General features: G+C 41.7%; 17 protein-coding genes, 1 pseudogene and 1 riboswitch. Of the genes and pseudogenes, 9 read left to right on the top strand and 9 right to left on the bottom strand.

Annotation, left to right across the window (positions count from 1 at the left end; all coding sequences use genetic code 11):
• Window positions 1-22: 22 nt before the first annotated feature.
• Window positions 23-2,074, bottom strand: a complete 2,052-nt coding sequence (locus ACO05V_RS09075; RefSeq protein WP_421849948.1) for a methyl-accepting chemotaxis protein — start codon at window positions 2,072-2,074, stop codon at window positions 23-25.
• Window positions 2,075-2,337: 263 nt separating this feature from the next.
• Window positions 2,338-4,056 (bottom strand): OFA family MFS transporter, encoded by a 1,719-nt coding sequence (locus ACO05V_RS09080; protein ID WP_421849951.1) that lies wholly within the window; start codon window positions 4,054-4,056, stop codon window positions 2,338-2,340.
• A gap of 284 nt (window positions 4,057-4,340) precedes the next feature.
• Here ACO05V_RS09080 and ACO05V_RS09085 point away from each other — a divergent pair, with 284 nt between their 5' ends.
• Window positions 4,341-5,414, top strand: coding sequence for an FUSC family protein (locus tag ACO05V_RS09085; RefSeq protein ID WP_421849955.1), 1,074 nt, complete (start codon window positions 4,341-4,343; stop codon window positions 5,412-5,414).
• An 80-nt stretch (window positions 5,415-5,494) separates the two neighbouring features.
• Window positions 5,495-5,725, top strand: a riboswitch (cobalamin riboswitch).
• Between the two features lie 82 nt (window positions 5,726-5,807).
• A complete protein-coding gene (locus ACO05V_RS09090) occupies window positions 5,808-6,479 on the top strand; it encodes an energy-coupling factor ABC transporter permease (protein ID WP_421849958.1) in 672 nt (223 codons plus the stop codon).
• A 66-nt stretch (window positions 6,480-6,545) separates the two neighbouring features.
• Here the strand turns inward: ACO05V_RS09090 and ACO05V_RS09095 are convergent, their stop codons facing one another.
• On the bottom strand, window positions 6,546-7,433 hold the full coding sequence (locus ACO05V_RS09095) for a LysR family transcriptional regulator (protein ID WP_421849960.1): 888 nt from the start codon (window positions 7,431-7,433) through the stop codon (window positions 6,546-6,548).
• A 115-nt stretch (window positions 7,434-7,548) separates the two neighbouring features.
• On the opposite strand from ACO05V_RS09095, the gene ACO05V_RS09100 reads away from it, so the two are divergent.
• On the top strand, window positions 7,549-8,745 hold the full coding sequence (locus ACO05V_RS09100; RefSeq protein WP_421849962.1) for an MFS transporter: 1,197 nt from the start codon (window positions 7,549-7,551) through the stop codon (window positions 8,743-8,745).
• Window positions 8,746-8,812: 67 nt separating this feature from the next.
• Here the strand turns inward: ACO05V_RS09100 and ACO05V_RS09105 are convergent, their stop codons facing one another.
• Complete coding sequence (locus ACO05V_RS09105) at window positions 8,813-9,217, bottom strand: NUDIX hydrolase (protein WP_421849965.1); 405 nt, start codon at window positions 9,215-9,217, stop codon at window positions 8,813-8,815.
• 111 nt (window positions 9,218-9,328) lie between these two features.
• On the opposite strand from ACO05V_RS09105, the gene ACO05V_RS09110 reads away from it, so the two are divergent.
• The 3 genes from ACO05V_RS09110 (at window position 9,329) to ACO05V_RS09120 (ending at window position 11,672) form a co-directional block, all read left to right on the top strand.
• Complete coding sequence (locus tag ACO05V_RS09110) at window positions 9,329-9,748, top strand: tetratricopeptide repeat protein (protein WP_421849968.1); 420 nt, start codon at window positions 9,329-9,331, stop codon at window positions 9,746-9,748.
• A 27-nt stretch (window positions 9,749-9,775) separates the two neighbouring features.
• A complete protein-coding gene (locus ACO05V_RS09115; protein WP_421849971.1) occupies window positions 9,776-10,384 on the top strand; it encodes a 3'-5' exonuclease in 609 nt (202 codons plus the stop codon).
• 160 nt (window positions 10,385-10,544) lie between these two features.
• Window positions 10,545-11,672, top strand: coding sequence for a dienelactone hydrolase family protein (locus ACO05V_RS09120; RefSeq protein ID WP_421849974.1), 1,128 nt, complete (start codon window positions 10,545-10,547; stop codon window positions 11,670-11,672).
• A 111-nt stretch (window positions 11,673-11,783) separates the two neighbouring features.
• On the opposite strand, the gene ACO05V_RS09125 is transcribed toward ACO05V_RS09120, so the two are convergent.
• From ACO05V_RS09125 to ACO05V_RS09135, 3 genes are read right to left on the bottom strand one after another with little or no spacing between them, the layout of a single operon-like run.
• Complete coding sequence (locus tag ACO05V_RS09125; RefSeq protein ID WP_249411719.1) at window positions 11,784-12,440, bottom strand: DUF799 domain-containing protein; 657 nt, start codon at window positions 12,438-12,440, stop codon at window positions 11,784-11,786.
• Window positions 12,437-12,820, bottom strand: coding sequence for a DUF4810 domain-containing protein (locus ACO05V_RS09130; protein WP_212918187.1), 384 nt, complete (start codon window positions 12,818-12,820; stop codon window positions 12,437-12,439). The genes ACO05V_RS09125 and ACO05V_RS09130 overlap by 4 nt, the downstream gene beginning before the upstream one ends.
• Window positions 12,810-13,478, bottom strand: coding sequence for a CsgG/HfaB family protein (locus ACO05V_RS09135; RefSeq protein ID WP_421849977.1), 669 nt, complete (start codon window positions 13,476-13,478; stop codon window positions 12,810-12,812). The genes ACO05V_RS09130 and ACO05V_RS09135 overlap by 11 nt, the downstream gene beginning before the upstream one ends.
• Window positions 13,479-13,554: 76 nt before the next feature.
• Between ACO05V_RS09135 and ACO05V_RS09140 the strand changes: the two genes are divergently transcribed.
• A complete protein-coding gene (locus tag ACO05V_RS09140) occupies window positions 13,555-14,499 on the top strand; it encodes an IS1595 family transposase (RefSeq protein ID WP_421848107.1) in 945 nt (314 codons plus the stop codon).
• Window positions 14,500-14,852: 353 nt separating this feature from the next.
• Here the strand turns inward: ACO05V_RS09140 and ACO05V_RS09145 are convergent, their stop codons facing one another.
• A complete protein-coding gene (locus tag ACO05V_RS09145; RefSeq protein ID WP_421849980.1) occupies window positions 14,853-15,179 on the bottom strand; it encodes a type II toxin-antitoxin system RelE/ParE family toxin in 327 nt (108 codons plus the stop codon).
• On the bottom strand, window positions 15,179-15,454 hold the full coding sequence (locus tag ACO05V_RS09150) for a type II toxin-antitoxin system Phd/YefM family antitoxin (protein WP_219703463.1): 276 nt from the start codon (window positions 15,452-15,454) through the stop codon (window positions 15,179-15,181). Before ACO05V_RS09150 ends, ACO05V_RS09145 begins: the two co-directional genes overlap by 1 nt.
• Before the next feature lie 195 nt (window positions 15,455-15,649).
• On the opposite strand from ACO05V_RS09150, the gene ACO05V_RS09155 reads away from it, so the two are divergent.
• Together ACO05V_RS09155 and ACO05V_RS09160 are read left to right on the top strand one after the other, a co-directional pair.
• Window positions 15,650-15,871, top strand: coding sequence for a TA system antitoxin ParD family protein (locus ACO05V_RS09155; RefSeq protein ID WP_421849983.1), 222 nt, complete (start codon window positions 15,650-15,652; stop codon window positions 15,869-15,871).
• Window positions 15,864-16,154, top strand: a pseudogene (locus tag ACO05V_RS09160) (type II toxin-antitoxin system RelE/ParE family toxin). The gene ACO05V_RS09155 and the pseudogene ACO05V_RS09160 overlap by 8 nt, the downstream one beginning before the upstream one ends.
• The last annotated feature ends 87 nt before the right edge of the window (window positions 16,155-16,241 follow it).

Consider the following 16,241-nt stretch of genomic DNA (forward strand, 5'->3'; position numbering starts at 1 on the left):
CGTCAGTCTATTGTGCTCGCAATTATAGCGAGAAACGCTCAATCGACAATTTCAATTTGTCTAACACCTCAGAAAGTGTTTCTGTCGTTGCCATCATTTCTTGAACACCATTCGCTGTATCGTTGGAGACATTGCGGATGTTGTCTATATTCTCGTTGACGCTAACTGCCACAGCAGATTGCTCGGTAATGGAACTTGCGATGTTAATCGACATAGCGTTAATTAAGCTGACCGATTCCGTCACTTTCATTAATCCTTTGCTCGCCGCTAGTGCTTTTTCAGCATTATTTGCAGCCTGATCTCGGCCTGAAATAACTTCTGTAGACGCAGTTTTAGAAAGCTCCTGAAGGTGATGAATCATACCTTCGATCTCAGCCGTTGCCGTTTGAGTTCTAGTTGCAAGTGTTCTTACCTCATCTGCAACCACTGCAAAGCCTCGTCCTTGTTCTCCAGCACGAGCCGCTTCAATGGCGGCGTTCAATGCAAGTAGGTTAGTTTGTTCGGCAATGCTACGAATCACATCCAGAACCGACCCAATGCTCACGCTTTCTTTTTCGACTTCTTGCATGACAGTAGAAGCATGACCGATAACGTTGGCGAGGCTTTGCGTGTCGGTAGCAACTTTGTTTACTACTAACGTGCCTTCTTTGGTCTCTTGATCGGCTTTTTGAGTTTCATTGGTTGTTTCATTGACATGCTGTGAGACGTTTTCTACGGCGATCACCATTTGGCTCATGGCGGTGGCAACAAGATCTGTCTCTATTTGTTGTTTTTTCATGCCGTTAGCGGTAAGCGTTGCGGTGTCTTGTACCTTATGACTGGATTGCGTGAGTAACTCCATGCAAGATCGCACTTCCATTTGCATGGATCTTAATTGTGTAATGGTGTTTCGGCCATGTTTGAATAGAATATCAATTTCATTGTGGCTTTGGGTTTGATTATCTTGCCCGTTTTCAAAAAGGTGTGTAGACAGATTGCCATTGCCTAGTTCTTGTAGATCTTGGCCAACACGTTTCAAAGGGGAAAGAATTCGTTGTGTAAGGTAGGCAACCAGAAGCACAAGAATAAGCGCGCAAACCAGTGAAATAATAATCAGACTGTTGCGAACCGAGTCAGCCACCACGGTAAATTCGTCAATGGGGCCGCCAGTTAGAATCACCCAATTCCAGTTATCCGCTCTGCTGAAAGCCATGATGCTTCGTTGTTGATGACCGTTAATCGTTTGCTCTGTAAAGAAGGTTCCACTCTCTTGGTTTTTCATAAGTTGCAAATTCTTTTCGGCGTTTTTATAGCCAAGTTCCGTAAACAACTTACCTTTGTCGTTTGAATCTATGACGACTCGGCCGAAGTCTTTGCCTTCTTTTAGGTTAATAACGGTGGCTTTGCCTGTTTTACCGTAGGAGAGACCATTAATTTTTTTCTCAAGGCTTTTTAGTCCTTCTGTATAGTCAAAGCCAACATAAAGAATGCCAATGACTTTGCCTTTTGCATCTTTAAAGGGAACATATTTGGTCATGTAGTGACGACCAAATAATGCGGCAGGACCGGAATAGATTTCGCCGTTAATGAGCTTTTTATAACCTGGGTGTCCCTTGCCTAATAGCGTGCCATAAGCACGTTCGCCATCCGTTTTTTTAAGGGACGTACTAACACGAAGGAAGTCATCTCCATAACGGATGAATACGGTCGCTGTGCCGCCTGTCATGCTGGTGAATTGATCTGGCTTGCTAAAGTTGAGGTTGATTGCCTCGCCGGAGTTGGTTGCAAGAGGGCTGTCGTATTGGCCAATTTTTATTGTTTCAGAATCATTTACCGTGATGCCGTTTGGGAAAAGCGTAAAGAAGATATCGGCTAATCTATCCGTACTGCTTTCTAAATTGTTGTAATAAAAATCGAGCAGCATATCGCCTTGGCTAGAGCTGGTGTTTAGTTCATGTTCGATGCTTTGCATAAAGCCAGCTGATGACTTATTTGATGCAAGCCAACTTAATGAGCTAAAACATAAGATCGATATTATAAATACCACCGCTGCTAACTGGCGCGTGATTGGCATGGCTTTGATTCTCTGAATCATCAATATTATTCCTTCTTGTGAAGTATGTTTTTCATTAGATTAGTGAAGCATGGGATAAAGCTTTTATTATTTTAGTTGTCTTTATTATTAGTGCTAAATAATGACTGAGTGAACGTGACTGTCTTTTGAAAAGCCTTTGGCTGTTCTTGAGTTTCATTGAAATCATTTTATACAACAGGCAATAAGGCGTTATCCGCCTTGTTGCCTTGTATATTATTTCATCGAGACCTTTGCCGGAAGTCGTGAGTAAAGGTCTCTAATCATTATAAATTTGGGTGCGTTTTTTCTACATGGTGCTTTTCATTCACAGGGCGCACCATCAAGTTGGCAAAGAAGCCAACAATCAACAAACCTGCCATCACATACATTGTTGTATTGTAAAGGCTAGGGGTTGGGTCGATTGTGCCTGCTGGGGCAATTTCCATGAGTTTAGCAACGGTAACGGATTTCGCAGTGATTAATTCATTTAACTGAGAAACTGAGGCATTGAATTTTTGTTCAAATGCAGCAGGATCAATTTTATTAACTAAATCGTAGATCGCATTTTCTACCGACAGATTTCTTAAATAGGTGATAGCAAATGGCCCTAGTACGCCAGCGGTTGCCCATGCTGTAAGTAAGCGTCCATGAATACCGCCAACGTGCAGTGTGCCAAAAATATCGGCTAAATAAGCTGGGATAGTAGCAAAGCCACCGCCGTACATGGTGAAAATAACCATGGTTGCTGCATAGAACATGACCAACCAAGTTACAGAAGGGTCTGCACTGACCGCGGAGGCTGCGTACGGAATAGAAAGGTACAAGATCGTGCCGAGTACAAAGAAACAATGATACGTGTTTTTGCGACCTATAAAGTCGGATGTTGACGCCCAAAAGAATCGACCGCACATATTAAAAACAGAAATCATTAATACATATGTACCCGCAAAACTCGCTGTGGCTATGGTGGGAAGTGTGGAGCCAAAAATTTCTGTCATCATGGTTTTGGCGATACCGATTACACCAATACCGGCGGTCACGTTAAAGCACAATACAATCCACAATAGCCAAAACTGAGGTGTTTTTAATGCCTGATCAATATGAACATTGTTACGGCTAATCATAGCGTTTGCCACATCTTTTGCTGGTGGCGTCCAACCTTCTGGTTTCCAATCTTTCGCTGGGACACGGTAGGCGAACGCAGCAATCATCATGATAATGAAATACACAATGCCCAGTGTTAAAAACACGCTGGCAGCACCGGTGTTTCCTGTTCCAACCACATACACACCGGCATCACCAGGCATTGGCAATTTCGCGGCTTCGGATGCACTGGCAACAACCACTTCTATTTTGCCGCTTGCCATTTCCGCAAAGCGCTTACCGCCTTCGGTAATAAGATTTACTGCTGACTCAGGTCCAAGATACGTCGGCGCGACAGCGAATTTTTCCAATAAAAAAGTTTTGAGCGGTGCGCCAATCATAGCGCCGCCGCCGAATCCCATGATCGCCATGCCTGTTGCCATACCGCGTTTATCTGGGAACCAGCGAAGTAGTGTAGAAACAGGAGACACATAACCAAGTCCTAAACCGCAGCCACCTAGCACGCCATAACCCAAATAGACGAGCCATAATTGGTGAGTCGAGATACCCACGCTGCCAATAATAAAACCGCCACCCCAAAGGAATGCCGCCGTGACTCCAACACAACGAGGGCCCACTTCTTCTAGCCATTTGCCTGCAATAGCGGCTGATAAGCCGAGAAAAACAATGGCCACAGAAAATATCCATACAACACTGCTTAGGCTCCAATCCTGTGCAGAACTGGTAACAACACCAAACTCTTTCGTTAATGCTGGATTAAAAATACTCCACGCATAAACAGAACCAATACATAAATGAATGGCAATTGAAGCGGGTGGAACTAACCAACGGTTAAAATTGGGTGAGGCAATTATTTTATCCTTCATTAAAAAGGATAAGAGGGTGCGAATCAGATTCATATCTGTGTCCTTGCAGAAAATATCGTTGTCAATTGGCGGGAACAAAAATTTACAAACGCAATTATAATTTTTTTTTATAGAAAATATATAAATATTTATAAAATAGTTGACTAATTAGGCAGGTTTTTTGTCGTTATAAGCGATTTTTTATGAAGATTAGTTTTTTTCGTCTAGTAAGATAGTTTTTTGAAGTCTTTTATAAATGTCGCTGGTAACTTATTTTCAATAATTTAGACCATAGAATACTGATACAATATTGATCAATTAAACATTATTAGCGGAGTATGTACTTGTTTAACGCTTTATTTATCCAGATCAAAGGCCTTTTTTCGTGGAGTGATGTCAAGCGTCCTTGGCATCTTGCCGTCCTTGCTGCTGTTTGTGTTGGCATTCCTGCCTTGATTGGTGCGGCAACAGATCAATTTGCCGTGGCGACCTTATCTAGCTTAGGGGCTATGGTCATCTTGTATTTGCCTAAAACACGTACTGCGCATCGAATGGTGACGCTTGCTATGTGCTCATTTGGCTTTATGGTGTGTTTTACTATTGGCTCTCTTTCCAGTTTTAATCCTTACGTTGCTGCGTTTGCGCTTGGACTTTTGTCCTTTGGCGCGATTGTTATTACTCGGTATTATCGTTTGCCTCCACCTGGCAGTTTTTTCTTTATTCTTGTTTCTGCACTGGCAATCTATTTGCCGTTTGATTTAGGTAAATGGTCATCGAACATCGGCATGGTTGCTCTGGGGGGAATCTTGTCTTGTGGGTTGGCGTTTATTTATAGCTTGATGACTGGTGCAAATGATTTACCTGTAACAAAAGTTGAAACGGATACTCAGGTAAATGCGATTATTTTAGAAGGTGCGTTAGTGGCTTTCTTTATATCTTTCTCTTATCTCGTTGCTGTTTTGCTTGAATTACCTAATGCACTTTGGGTGCCTATTTCTTGTGCGGCTATTTTGCAAGGTGCCACTTATCGCATGATTTGGCACCGAAATATTCATCGAATTGTAGGCACTGCAATTGGCATGGGGGTCGCTTGGTGTTTGTTTTCTTTGCAGCCAAATTATTGGGTGCTGGCGTTAAGCATGATCTTCTTTCAATTTGTCGTGGAATTATTGATCGTCAAAAACTACGGCGCAGCGGTGATTTTTATTACGCCATTGACAGTCATCATGGCTGAATTTACCAGTGCAAATATGAGTACTGCTGTGTTACTAGAGCATCGATTAGTTGATATTTCTATTGGTAGTGCGATTGGGATTATTGGCGGCACTATCTTTCATCGAACGTCTTTGCTAAAGAATATTGAGTCGCGTATGAATGCTCGTAGTTCTTTATCTGGACGTAAAGCTTCCTAGCGTGTTTTGCAATTTGTTAGTTGCTTAAAACCTTTTATAAACGTACGCTGCAAATCTCTGTGAATTGATTTAAAAATCGATTTCGTAGTTCGTGTGAAGGTGCCTGTAATAGGGTGAAACGGGAAACAGGTGCGCTTAAATAAGCAAACCCTGTACTGCCCCCGCAACGGTAAATAAGTGGTGTATTTTTCTCGCTTCCACTGTTCATAAATAGCAATGTTTTTGAATGGGAAGGGACGAGAGTATTTCAATAAATACAGATCTGCCAAACACTTATCAGTCCGGAGACCGGCCTTCATTGATTAGGATTTTTCTATCGGCAATTATAGCCATGCAAAAATCCGTGAATTTGAATCATACGGGTGAGTATGAAGCATATTTTGGAGGCACATAGTGCATATTGAACCTGGCGTCGTTGACGGCGCAAAAATCGTTTTGAGTTACGCTACCGCGTTGGCTGCTTTTGGCTTTTCGGCTAAAGCGTCTATCGACATGATCAAAAAAGACGGCTTTATGTCTTTAATCAGTCGCAGTACTTTGACTACACTTTTTGTTTTTGCCTTTTTTGAACTTTTGCCTCATCACGCTGTTGGCGTGTCTGAAGTGCATCTCATATTAGGTTCAACCCTGTTTCTGATCTTTGGCCCAGCTGCGGCTTCTATTGGCTTGATATTAGGTTTGTTAACGCAAGGCGTTTTCTTTGCCCAGTTTGACTTACCTCAATATGGCATGAACGTGACGACCTTGTTGTTACCTCTGTTTGCCATGTCTGCGGTTGCCCGTCGTACTATCGCTGTCAATACCGCTTACGTCGATATTAGCTACAAGCAAGCGTTGCAGCTGTCCTTAACTTACCAAGGCGGTATTGTTGCTTGGGTGGCTTTTTGGGCATTTTATGGACAAGGTTTCGGTACCGAAAACTTAGCGTCTGTCGCGACGTTTGGCGTGGCTTACTTAAGCGTTGTGTTGATCGAGCCTGTTCTAGATCTTGCTGTATTGGCTGGGGCGAAAAGCCTACATCGCTTTAAGAACTCGTCTTTGTTTGAAACGCGTTTGTTTCAATAATCCGTTTTAAATGGTTCTAAATGCTCACTCTGTTTACTGATAACACAGTAACAAAGTGGGCATTTTTTATGGGCGACGTTTATAGCGCCCATGTTCGCTAACAAATTCCAAAAAGGCTCGGTTGGCTTTCGATAGGTAGCTGTCTTTGCGCCAAGCAATGCCAAGGTCTAGCCAGATTGGTGGATCAAAAGGGCGAGTGATAAGTTCATCGTCTTCTTCAATCACCATGGCAAGCAGAGTCGATATGCCGAAGCCTTGCTGAGTGATGGATTTGATTAGCGGAATCAAATTAGTTTCAAAACCAATCTTGGGTGTTCTTTTACACTGCTTTGCCAGCTTGTCGACAATACGACGGTGAAAATAGCCTTCCTTGAACATAACCAGTTCTTCGTCGAAAAAGGCATCAGGGGAGATTTTATCCAGTTGACTGAACGGGTGATCTGTTGCAATGGTGACACGCATTTCTTCACGTATTAACGCTTTCGTTTCCAAGCTATCTGGCAGTGTTTCGGCAACAATCACACTGAGATCCAGTTCGCCATTTTCGAGCGTTTTTTGTAACTGCCAAGTGCCACCTTCAATGACTCTTAACATGATGCTCGGATACTTATGCCGAAATGCCATCAGTATCGGAGGGAAATAATAAGAACCGAGCATGCTAGGAATGCCCACTCGAACTTCGCCTTGGCTTAAGCCTTTTAGCTCACTCATTTCTAATAAGGCATCGTCGGTGGCCTGAATGATTTTTTCCGCGTGGGTTAGCAGCTTTTTGCCTTCGTCGGTTAGACCAATGTTTCGGTCGGCGCGATGAATAAGTGTTAACCCCAAATCGGTTTCTAGTTTTTTGATTGCCATACTCACAGCAGGCTGCGCAACGCCAAGTTGTTGAGCGGCTTTGGTGAAACTTTCTGTTTTTGCAATCGCAATGAAATAACGTAGCGGCTTAATATCCATCAATGACTCTTATGATTTGTATAAGGTTAATATATTTTATTGATAAAATAGCGAAGCGTATAGTAACTCAATACTATTTGTTTGATTCATTTTTTTGATGTCTGTGGAGTTTGCTGTGATAGAAGTCGGTAGTTCGGTATTTTGGAGAGGAACCTTGGCTTTGGTGATTGGCTCTTTTATGATTTTTGCCAATGTCTACGTCACACAACCTTTGTTACCCATGATTGCCAACGAGTTTTCCATTAGTCCGCTGCAAGCCAGTGGTAGCTTCACTATTACGACATTAACTTTGGGTATTTCTTTACTTTTTTATGGCCCAATTTCAGATGCTGTAGGTCGTAAAGGCATTATGGTGATGACCATGATTGGCATTACCTTAACAACATTTTGTTTGTCTCTAGTGCAAAGCTACGAGTCTCTATTGGCGCTGCGAGCTTTACAAGGCTTCTTTCTAGCAGGTTTGCCAGCCATTGCTGTCGCGTATTTGGGTGACGAATATACGCCAGAAGCTTTGATGGTTGCGGTTGGTTTATACATCAGCGGGAACACGTTAGGTGGCATTGGTGGTCGTCTGATTGGTGGTTTTGTTGGTGAGTGGCTAGGGCGTTCGGCAACCTTTGGTGTGATGAGTGCGATTAGTCTGATTTGTTTATTGGCCTTTTTCTTTCTACTGCCAAAATCACAGCACTTTGAAGCAAAACCACTGCGTGTTGGTCATATACTGATGAACATGAAAAGCCATCTGCAGAATCGTCGTTTATTAACAAGCTACTTTATCGGCGGTTTTAGTTTTTTCATTTTTATCAATCAATACAGCTATGTGACCTTCGTTTTAGAAGCTGAGCCGTACAACTTAACCGCTAAATACGTTGGCTTGCTTTTCCTAACCTACTTGTCTGGCACGCTGGGATCGGCTATTTCGGGCAAGCTTGCCAAGCGTTGGAGCCAGCCAAATATTATGGTTCTGGGAACCTGTATTTTCATGTTTGGCTCGTTAGTCACATTGGGCGATTCTTTGTTGGCGATCATCGTTGGTTTATTGGTCAACAGCTTTGGTTTCTTCTTATGTCATTCGACAAATAGCAGCTTTGTGAGCCGTAATGCCAAACACGCCAAAGCCAGTGCATCGTCTTTGTATCTAGTGTTTTACTACTTAGGTGCCAGTCTTGGTGGCTTTTATCTTGATCCTTTCTGGCAAGCGGATGGTTGGACCGGGGTTATCATAGGGTCTTGGTTTGTGCTTGGTTTTGTTGTGTTGGCGGGCGTCAGCTTGATTCGAGGACAAAAAGCCCTACAAGTTCAGAGCTATTGATTGCGCTGTTGATCTAATGGTTGAGCTGCGCATAAGCTGAATAAAAGGCGTTACTAATCTAAACTGACTAATCTAAGTCAACGCCTGCATTTCTAAGTCTACGGTATTCTGCCAATGCCAATTTATCAGCCTCAACATCTAGAGGATTAGAATCAAGAGAATGCCAAGTCACTTCGTCTGCCTCTAAAGACAATATTTCACCTTGCCAGCGATTAACAACGTAATAGTGAATGAGTTGAAGTTCGCCAGTTGGATGATAAAGAGAGCACAAGTGGACATAAGACGTCGGGACGATATCTAGCTCTTCTTTTAGCTCTCTTAACAAGGCTTGATCCTGTGTTTCTCCTAGCTCCATATGACCACCAGGAATCGCAATCAGATTTGGATCATATTCTTTGTCTTTAGCGCGTTTCTCTAACAATACCTGATTGTCTTTTAGCAATATAAAAGAGACACATTCGTGAACTTGCATTTAGATAACTCCTATTATTTGTGAAGAACCCAGCGAAAAGCTGTCATAAATCCTCTATTAAAATTACCATACTTGCTATGACATAATCGAATGCCTTAAACAGAGTGAAATATGAACACTAAAATATACAAAGAAGTGCTTTTTTTAGCCAAAGAACTCATGACCTGCGCGAACAAAAAAGACCAAGCGGGCTTTGATGCTTATTATGCAGAATTGAAAGCCATCTGTGACGACAACGACGGCACAGACAAAGATCACCCAGTTCAATGGGAAACCCTTGGCGACTTTACCGATGATTTAGAACAGGCCATTGTCATCTACGATAAAGCTTTAGAAAAAGCCGCTGCAATCAACTCAAAAGACTACCGGTCTTCTATCGGCTTCGCTGCCGCTCAATTGAAAATAGAGCTTGGCGATAACGCTGGTGCCATTGAATACCTTGAGCAAGCCAAAATCCACAGCAATAAAATCATCGACAAAGAGTTAAAAGCGGAAATTCACGACGTGCTATTTGACCTGAAAAAAGCCTAAAGAAACAAGAGAAAAAAGAGACAAAGAATGGAACGTCCAACCAAGGAACAGATCAGCCAATTACCCTTGTATATTGGCCTTAGTCTTTCCGACATCTACGTCGTTGAAAACGAACTTGATGCCGCACAAGCCATAAAAGAGCTAGAAAACGAGGCTTTTATCGGATTCGATACCGAGAGCAAACCGATTTTCCAGAAAGGCCAAGTTAGCCCGGGTCCATCACTCATCCAACTGGCGACAGAGTCAAAAGCGTTCCTATTCCCAACTCGGTTTCCTTCGGCTGTCGCTGCGGCCAAGGAAATACTAACCAACTCGAAGATCAAAAAAATCGGCTTTGGTATAAAAGACGACAACAAAGAACTGCGTAACAAACTCAACATCGACATCACCAACACGCAAGACTTGTCTGTCACTTTAAAGCAACTCGCCGGAGATAAAAACAGCATCGGCGCCCGCGCCGCCGTCGCCATGGTACTGGGAAAACGCCTTGGCAAAGGCGCCCAAAAATCCAACTGGGGCGCTTATCCACTGAAAGAAAACCAAATACTTTATGCCGCCAATGATGCGCACTCGGCTATATGTGTAGAGAGGGCGCTAGTCTGCAAGCTTTCTTTATTAGCAAAAAACAGCCACTAACTTGTCTGAAAAATAGTTGATTATCACGTAGATATCTTTATCTTAAAAAGCTGAATTAACAATAAATCTAATAAAATTCGGTGATGACATGGAACGTAAAACAAAAGTGTTTTTAGCTTCGCTATGCGTAACTTTTTCTTTCTCAGGGTGGGCCCAAAACGTGACAACCAGCGAGGTAGATGACCAAATCCCAACGGATTATCAGACTCAAGCAATAAACTCCCCAGACCGCAGTTTTCCTTTGTTCTACCAAAAACTTAAAGATCGAATACCGTTCGCTTTAGGCTGGAATGAAACTATTCAAGACCCGCAAGCATGGAAAGAAAAAGGGTTAGCTAAAGCTAAAGAATTAATTTTTCCTTATCAGGATGATACTCCTTTTGATGCCGTGGTGATTGATGAAGTTGATCGTGGCAGTTATCTCGCGAAAAAAATAGTCTTTAATATCAGCAATGAGAGTCGAGTCTTAGCGCTCTTGTTAGTTCCAAAAGGAGACGGTCCTTTTCCCGCCGCACTGTTTTTGCATGACCATGGCAGTAAGTTCGATATAGGAAAAGAAAAATTTGTCGAAACGTGGGGGGACGACAAACGCCTTACTTCTTCCAAAGCATGGGCTGATAAATTCTTCACAGGTCGCTTTCCTGGAGATGTGCTTGCGAAACGTGGTTATGTTGTTTTATCCATTGACGCTTTGGGCTGGGGCGATAGAAGCGTTGACGGTTTTAAAACTGATTCGCAACAAGCATTGGCGTCCAATCTGTTTAACCTAGGCACTTCTTACGCAGGCATTATTGCTTTGGAAGATGTACGAGCAGCTAAATTTCTCGCTAATTTACCTAAGGTTGATAAAACTCAGGTCGCAGCGGTTGGTTTTTCTATGGGCGCATTTCGTGCTTGGCAAGTGACAGCTTTATCAGATGACATTACAGCAGGTATCGTCGACTGCTGGATGGCGACCATGAAAGGATTAATGGTTCCCGGAAACAATCAACTAAAAGGTCAATCTGCGTTTGCCATGTTACATCCATTTATCGCTCGATACCTAGATTATCCAGATATCGCCGCCCTCAGCGCTCCCAAGCCACTTTTAGTCTATGCGGGTGAAGAAGACACATTATTTCCTGTTGACTCGGTCAACGACGCTTTTTCAACCCTGCATTCTGTTTGGGCTGCTAATAACGTATCAGATAGTTTAGAAACAAAAATCTGGCCAAACAAAGGCCACACTTACACAGCAGACATGCAAAACGCTTCTTTTGATTGGTTAGACCAACAGTTTGGACGTTAGGGGTTGTTTTATACTGCTAGGAAGATTTCAAAAGGGAAGGTTAAATTTTATAAAAAATACTCCAACTACTGTAATGCTTTAGTGATTGGAGTATTTACAACAAATTAGAAGTTACTTTTGTACATTAGGTGCGGCATAGGGACCATTCAGTAATCCCTGATTATGTCTATATAGTGCGATATTATTTGCTGTTCTCGCGACAGTCGGAGTTTGATCCGAAATAGAGTTCATTATTTGTGAAGCAACTGCGTTTACTAGGCTACCGATTAAGCCATTATTACCTGAATTAGAGCTTTGGACGACAGAAGCGCTTGCATCCCATAAGAGAACGCCTGTTTTTCCATCAACTAGCTTCATAGACACGTTAACTACAGTATCCGAAGATAGTATGTTGTATTTTTGCCCCCAGTCATTAATTTCGACATACAATACTGCATCAGCACCAATATGTTCATACAGCTTGTCGAGAGGAACTGAATTCATTTCTTCCGGCGTTGGCAATCCATTTTCTTTCATAAAAGTATCAATGACAGCTACTGGAAATACGTAATAGCCTTTTTCACCTAATGGTCTGCTTATTGTTGATAGGTAAATATATGGTGCGTTTACCTCTACAGAGTTATTCTTAGGTGGAATCACCAAGATTGATCTAGGCTCAGCTGCCAATAGTGCGTCATAATTATAAGGAGGAGGTGTTGAACACCCTGTAATTAAAAGAGCTAATGAGAGCGTGAATAGTAAAAACACTTTTTTAAACGTTAGCATCATTTAGTTCCTTCCAAGCGGTTCATCATTCCATCTATAAGTATTGCAGATTCTGGAAATAAGGTTTTCTCAGTCATAAACTCTGATTTAGATTGAGCCACATTTCCTTCTAAAGCATACATATAGCCAAGATGGGCATGAATGCCAGGTGCCACGGGAATATTTTGTGCTTCTGCTTTTTGAATATCTGTTACTAAGGTCGAAATTTGAGTGGTCGAATCAGCACTACCTGGCTCGATATACATTCCATATAGCATGTTTTCGTATTCTCCCCAGTAGAAAGTGCTTTTCTTAGTGGCGCAGCCACTCAAGATAAACAACGAAAAAAATACTATAGCGAAAGATACTTTATTGGAGTGTTTGATGTTTTTATTACTGCTCATTTGATAGCACCACCCATGTGCCGTTCTCTAGATCACGTACAATATTATTTACTGCTTCTGTGATAGCGAAGTTTAATACTTTGCCGTTTAGTGTTGCATCGTAACTAGCAGTTGATCCAAAGCCTACTACTTCGCGATTACTGAGTTCATATTCGCCAGCGGCTTGTGTTGAATAAACAATCTCTCCGTTCACAACATCGACAATGTTAATGCTGACTTTTGCATAGGCAGTTTGAGTTTTAGCAGATCCAAGAATTCCAAAAAGCTGTTTATCTCCAGTTACTTTTCGCCCAAATTCTGTTACATCACCGGTAATTGTATATCTAGCACCAGTTAAAGTTTGTTTTATACCATTCAGCTCGGCTTCACGTTTTAAAACTTCTAAATTCTCTCTGTCTACTACTTTAAATCGATTAGTTTGTTGAAGGTGTGTCTTCAGAATGGTTTTAGATTGGTTACCTAGTTTGTCAGTACCTGACGAAAAAAGGCCTTGCATGTATGAAGAGCGGTTTTGGAAATTACCAACAACCAACGTAGTTTTTAATCCTTTATAATCAGTGTTATAGCTTTTTACTGTCTCCGATTCTACAGCACGATGCGACTGGTTTACCGAACAGCCTGCTAAAGTTAAAGCTGTTGCTATAGATAAGCAAACCATAGAATTTTCTGATTACCACTCAAATTCCGCTCTTATAGACTATGCTTAAAGCCAGAACAGAACGGAGATAATCATCATGGCAAAGAATAAGGTTCAGTTTCAAAAAGGTCTTTCAATTCATGCTTTTATGTCGAAATTTGGTACTGAAGAGCAGTGCCGTAAACGACTGTTCGATATGCGATGGCCTGCTGGTTACCGCTGTGAATATTGTGGGTGTGATCAATATTGTGAGTTAACAGCAAGGCAACTCTATCAATGCAATCGCTGCCATCATCAAGGTTCACTAACATCTGGCACGTTATTTTCCTCCTCAAAATTGCCTCTTAAAGTCTGGTTTTTAGCCATTTATCTTATGACTCAAGAGAAAAATGGTATTTCTGCATTAGAGTTGTCTCGCCAGCTTGGTATTTCTTACAACGCCGCTTGGCGTATGAAGCATAAATTGATGCAAGCCATGAAAGAGCGGGATGATGAAACGCCTCTAAAGGGTTGTATTCAGCTTGATGATGTTTACTGGGGCGGAGTTAGACGAGGAATACGAGGGCGTGGAGCAAAAGGAAAGCGTCCTTTTGTTGCCGCCGTCTCGATGAATGAAGAAGGGCACCCTATTGCTATGCGTTTTAGTGTTGTTACCGGGTTTAAAACAGAAGAATTAACCTGTTGGGCTAAAGAGCACCTTACTCCTCAATCGCTTGTTATTTCAGACGGTTTGGCCTGTTTTAAGGGGGTAGAAAGCGCCGATGTGTATCATCAAACCATCGTGACAGGAGGTGGATTTGAAAGTGTTGAGTTACCTTATTTTCAATGGGTAAACACAATGATTAGCAATGTAAAAAATGCGATGCACGGTACTTATCATGCGATCAACCTTAAGCATTTACCGCGTTATCTGGGCGAGTTTTGTTTTAAGTTCAATAGACGTTTTAATCTTGAAAACATGCTTGAGCAACTTATTTCCTCAAGCATCAGAACAGCACCAATGCCTGAACGGTTGCTAAAGTTAGCGGAGGTTCGATGGTAATCAAATAGAATTTTTTAAAGTTCGAAAGGAAGGGGTTGTCATTTTATACTCCATGTAAAAATACAATTTAATTTTTCTGATTTAAAATTCGGGGTGATTATATCCATATCTGGATATAATCACCAGAATTATTGATCACAAAGTTTCCTTTATCTTTGTTTTGTTTTTACAAGTGCTGCTTAAGCAAGTTTTGGTCAAAATCAATGCAGATAGTTTTTATACTTCGTTAGGATTAGGAGCATTAATATCTTGTGAATGGGACATCCACAGTGATTCGTAAATATTTTTTGACATGAGGATTAGATGAAAAGTTATCCTATTTTTCATCTAATACTGGCTGACCCCTTATTCCCTCAGGCTTGTAACAAACGGCGTTCGAGAAGAGATTGCATATCGCGACGACCATCGGCGATCACCATGACATAAACAGACAGCGAGTTGATTCGATAAATAATACGGTAGGGTTTGAAATAGATTTCTCGATACTCCCGTAGGCCGATAGCTAGCAACTCATTTGGATAAGTCCCGCGTTCTGGATTATCGGCAAGGCTTAAAAATGTTTCCTCAATTTTGTCGAGAACGTAATCAGCCTTTTCTGGGACATCATGAGATTCGATATAGTCGTATAGAGCCTCAAGATCGTAAGCGGCATCATCAGTGAGAAATACCTGATAACTCATTAGCGACTTTTGCTCCGATTACGAAGCTTGGCAACAACATCACCTGCAGGCTGAACTTTCCCTTCTTCTACTTGGCGCTGCCCCAGAGCCAACATCTTAAGTAGCGCCATAGTCTCTTGAGTTTGCTCATAGCTTTTGATGTCTTGTATAACCGCCTTAGCCTCACCGTTTTGAGTGATCACCATCGGCTGCATATTTGTAGACAGGTTACGCACGACTTCAGCGGCATGAGCTTTCAAATAGCTAATAGGTTTGATTTGATCTGATAGTTTCATAAATACCTCTTTGTTACGACCAAATATAGTCCTTAAACAGGTCCTCGGTCAATGAATGGTCTTGATGCAAGCTCACCTCAGAAGTTTAATTTTTATCTGAGGGAATGGTTCTTTCAGAAGGGAATGTAGTTGATGTGTATTGCTGCATTTGTGGCTATTTACTAAAGTTCTTGAATAACACTAAGGGAATTTATTATGTCTACAGTAAGTATTCGACTTGACCAAGAGCTGGTTGATAAAGCGGCCATCACGGCGAAAGCCTTAAACCGAACAACACCTAAGCAAATTGAGCACTGGGCGAAAATCGGTGAAATGATGGAAGATAACCCTGATTTACCTTATGAATTTGTAAAACAAGCCATCATTGCCAAAGCGGAAAAAGAAGCCGGAAAACTTGAGGAATACAGCTTTGACTAACATTACTCAAATTCTTTAAACAACCACATTTAAAAAAGCGGTTAAAAAGCTGCATAAAAACCAAAAAGCGGATCTAGATAATGCAATCAGAGAATTGATTAAAGATCCGCTTCTAGGGCAACAAAAGAAAGGCGATTTATCCTTCCTTCGTGTCTATAAATTTAACATGGTGAAACAACTTACATTACTTGGTTACAGCTACGAAGATGGCACCGTGACACTCGAACTAATGGCGTTAGGTAGCCATGAAAATTTTTATCGTGATGTGAAAAATAGTGTTTGAGCTGGTATGAGCCATAATGGTTAAGCCCGCTCCAATGGTTCCAGATATTTCTTAGGCTTAGAACAAAGGACTAATTTTCATCTGACC

Origin of the sequence: Marinomonas sp., from assembly GCF_965225885.1 — a bacterium.
GTDB lineage: Bacteria > Pseudomonadota > Gammaproteobacteria > Pseudomonadales > Marinomonadaceae > Marinomonas.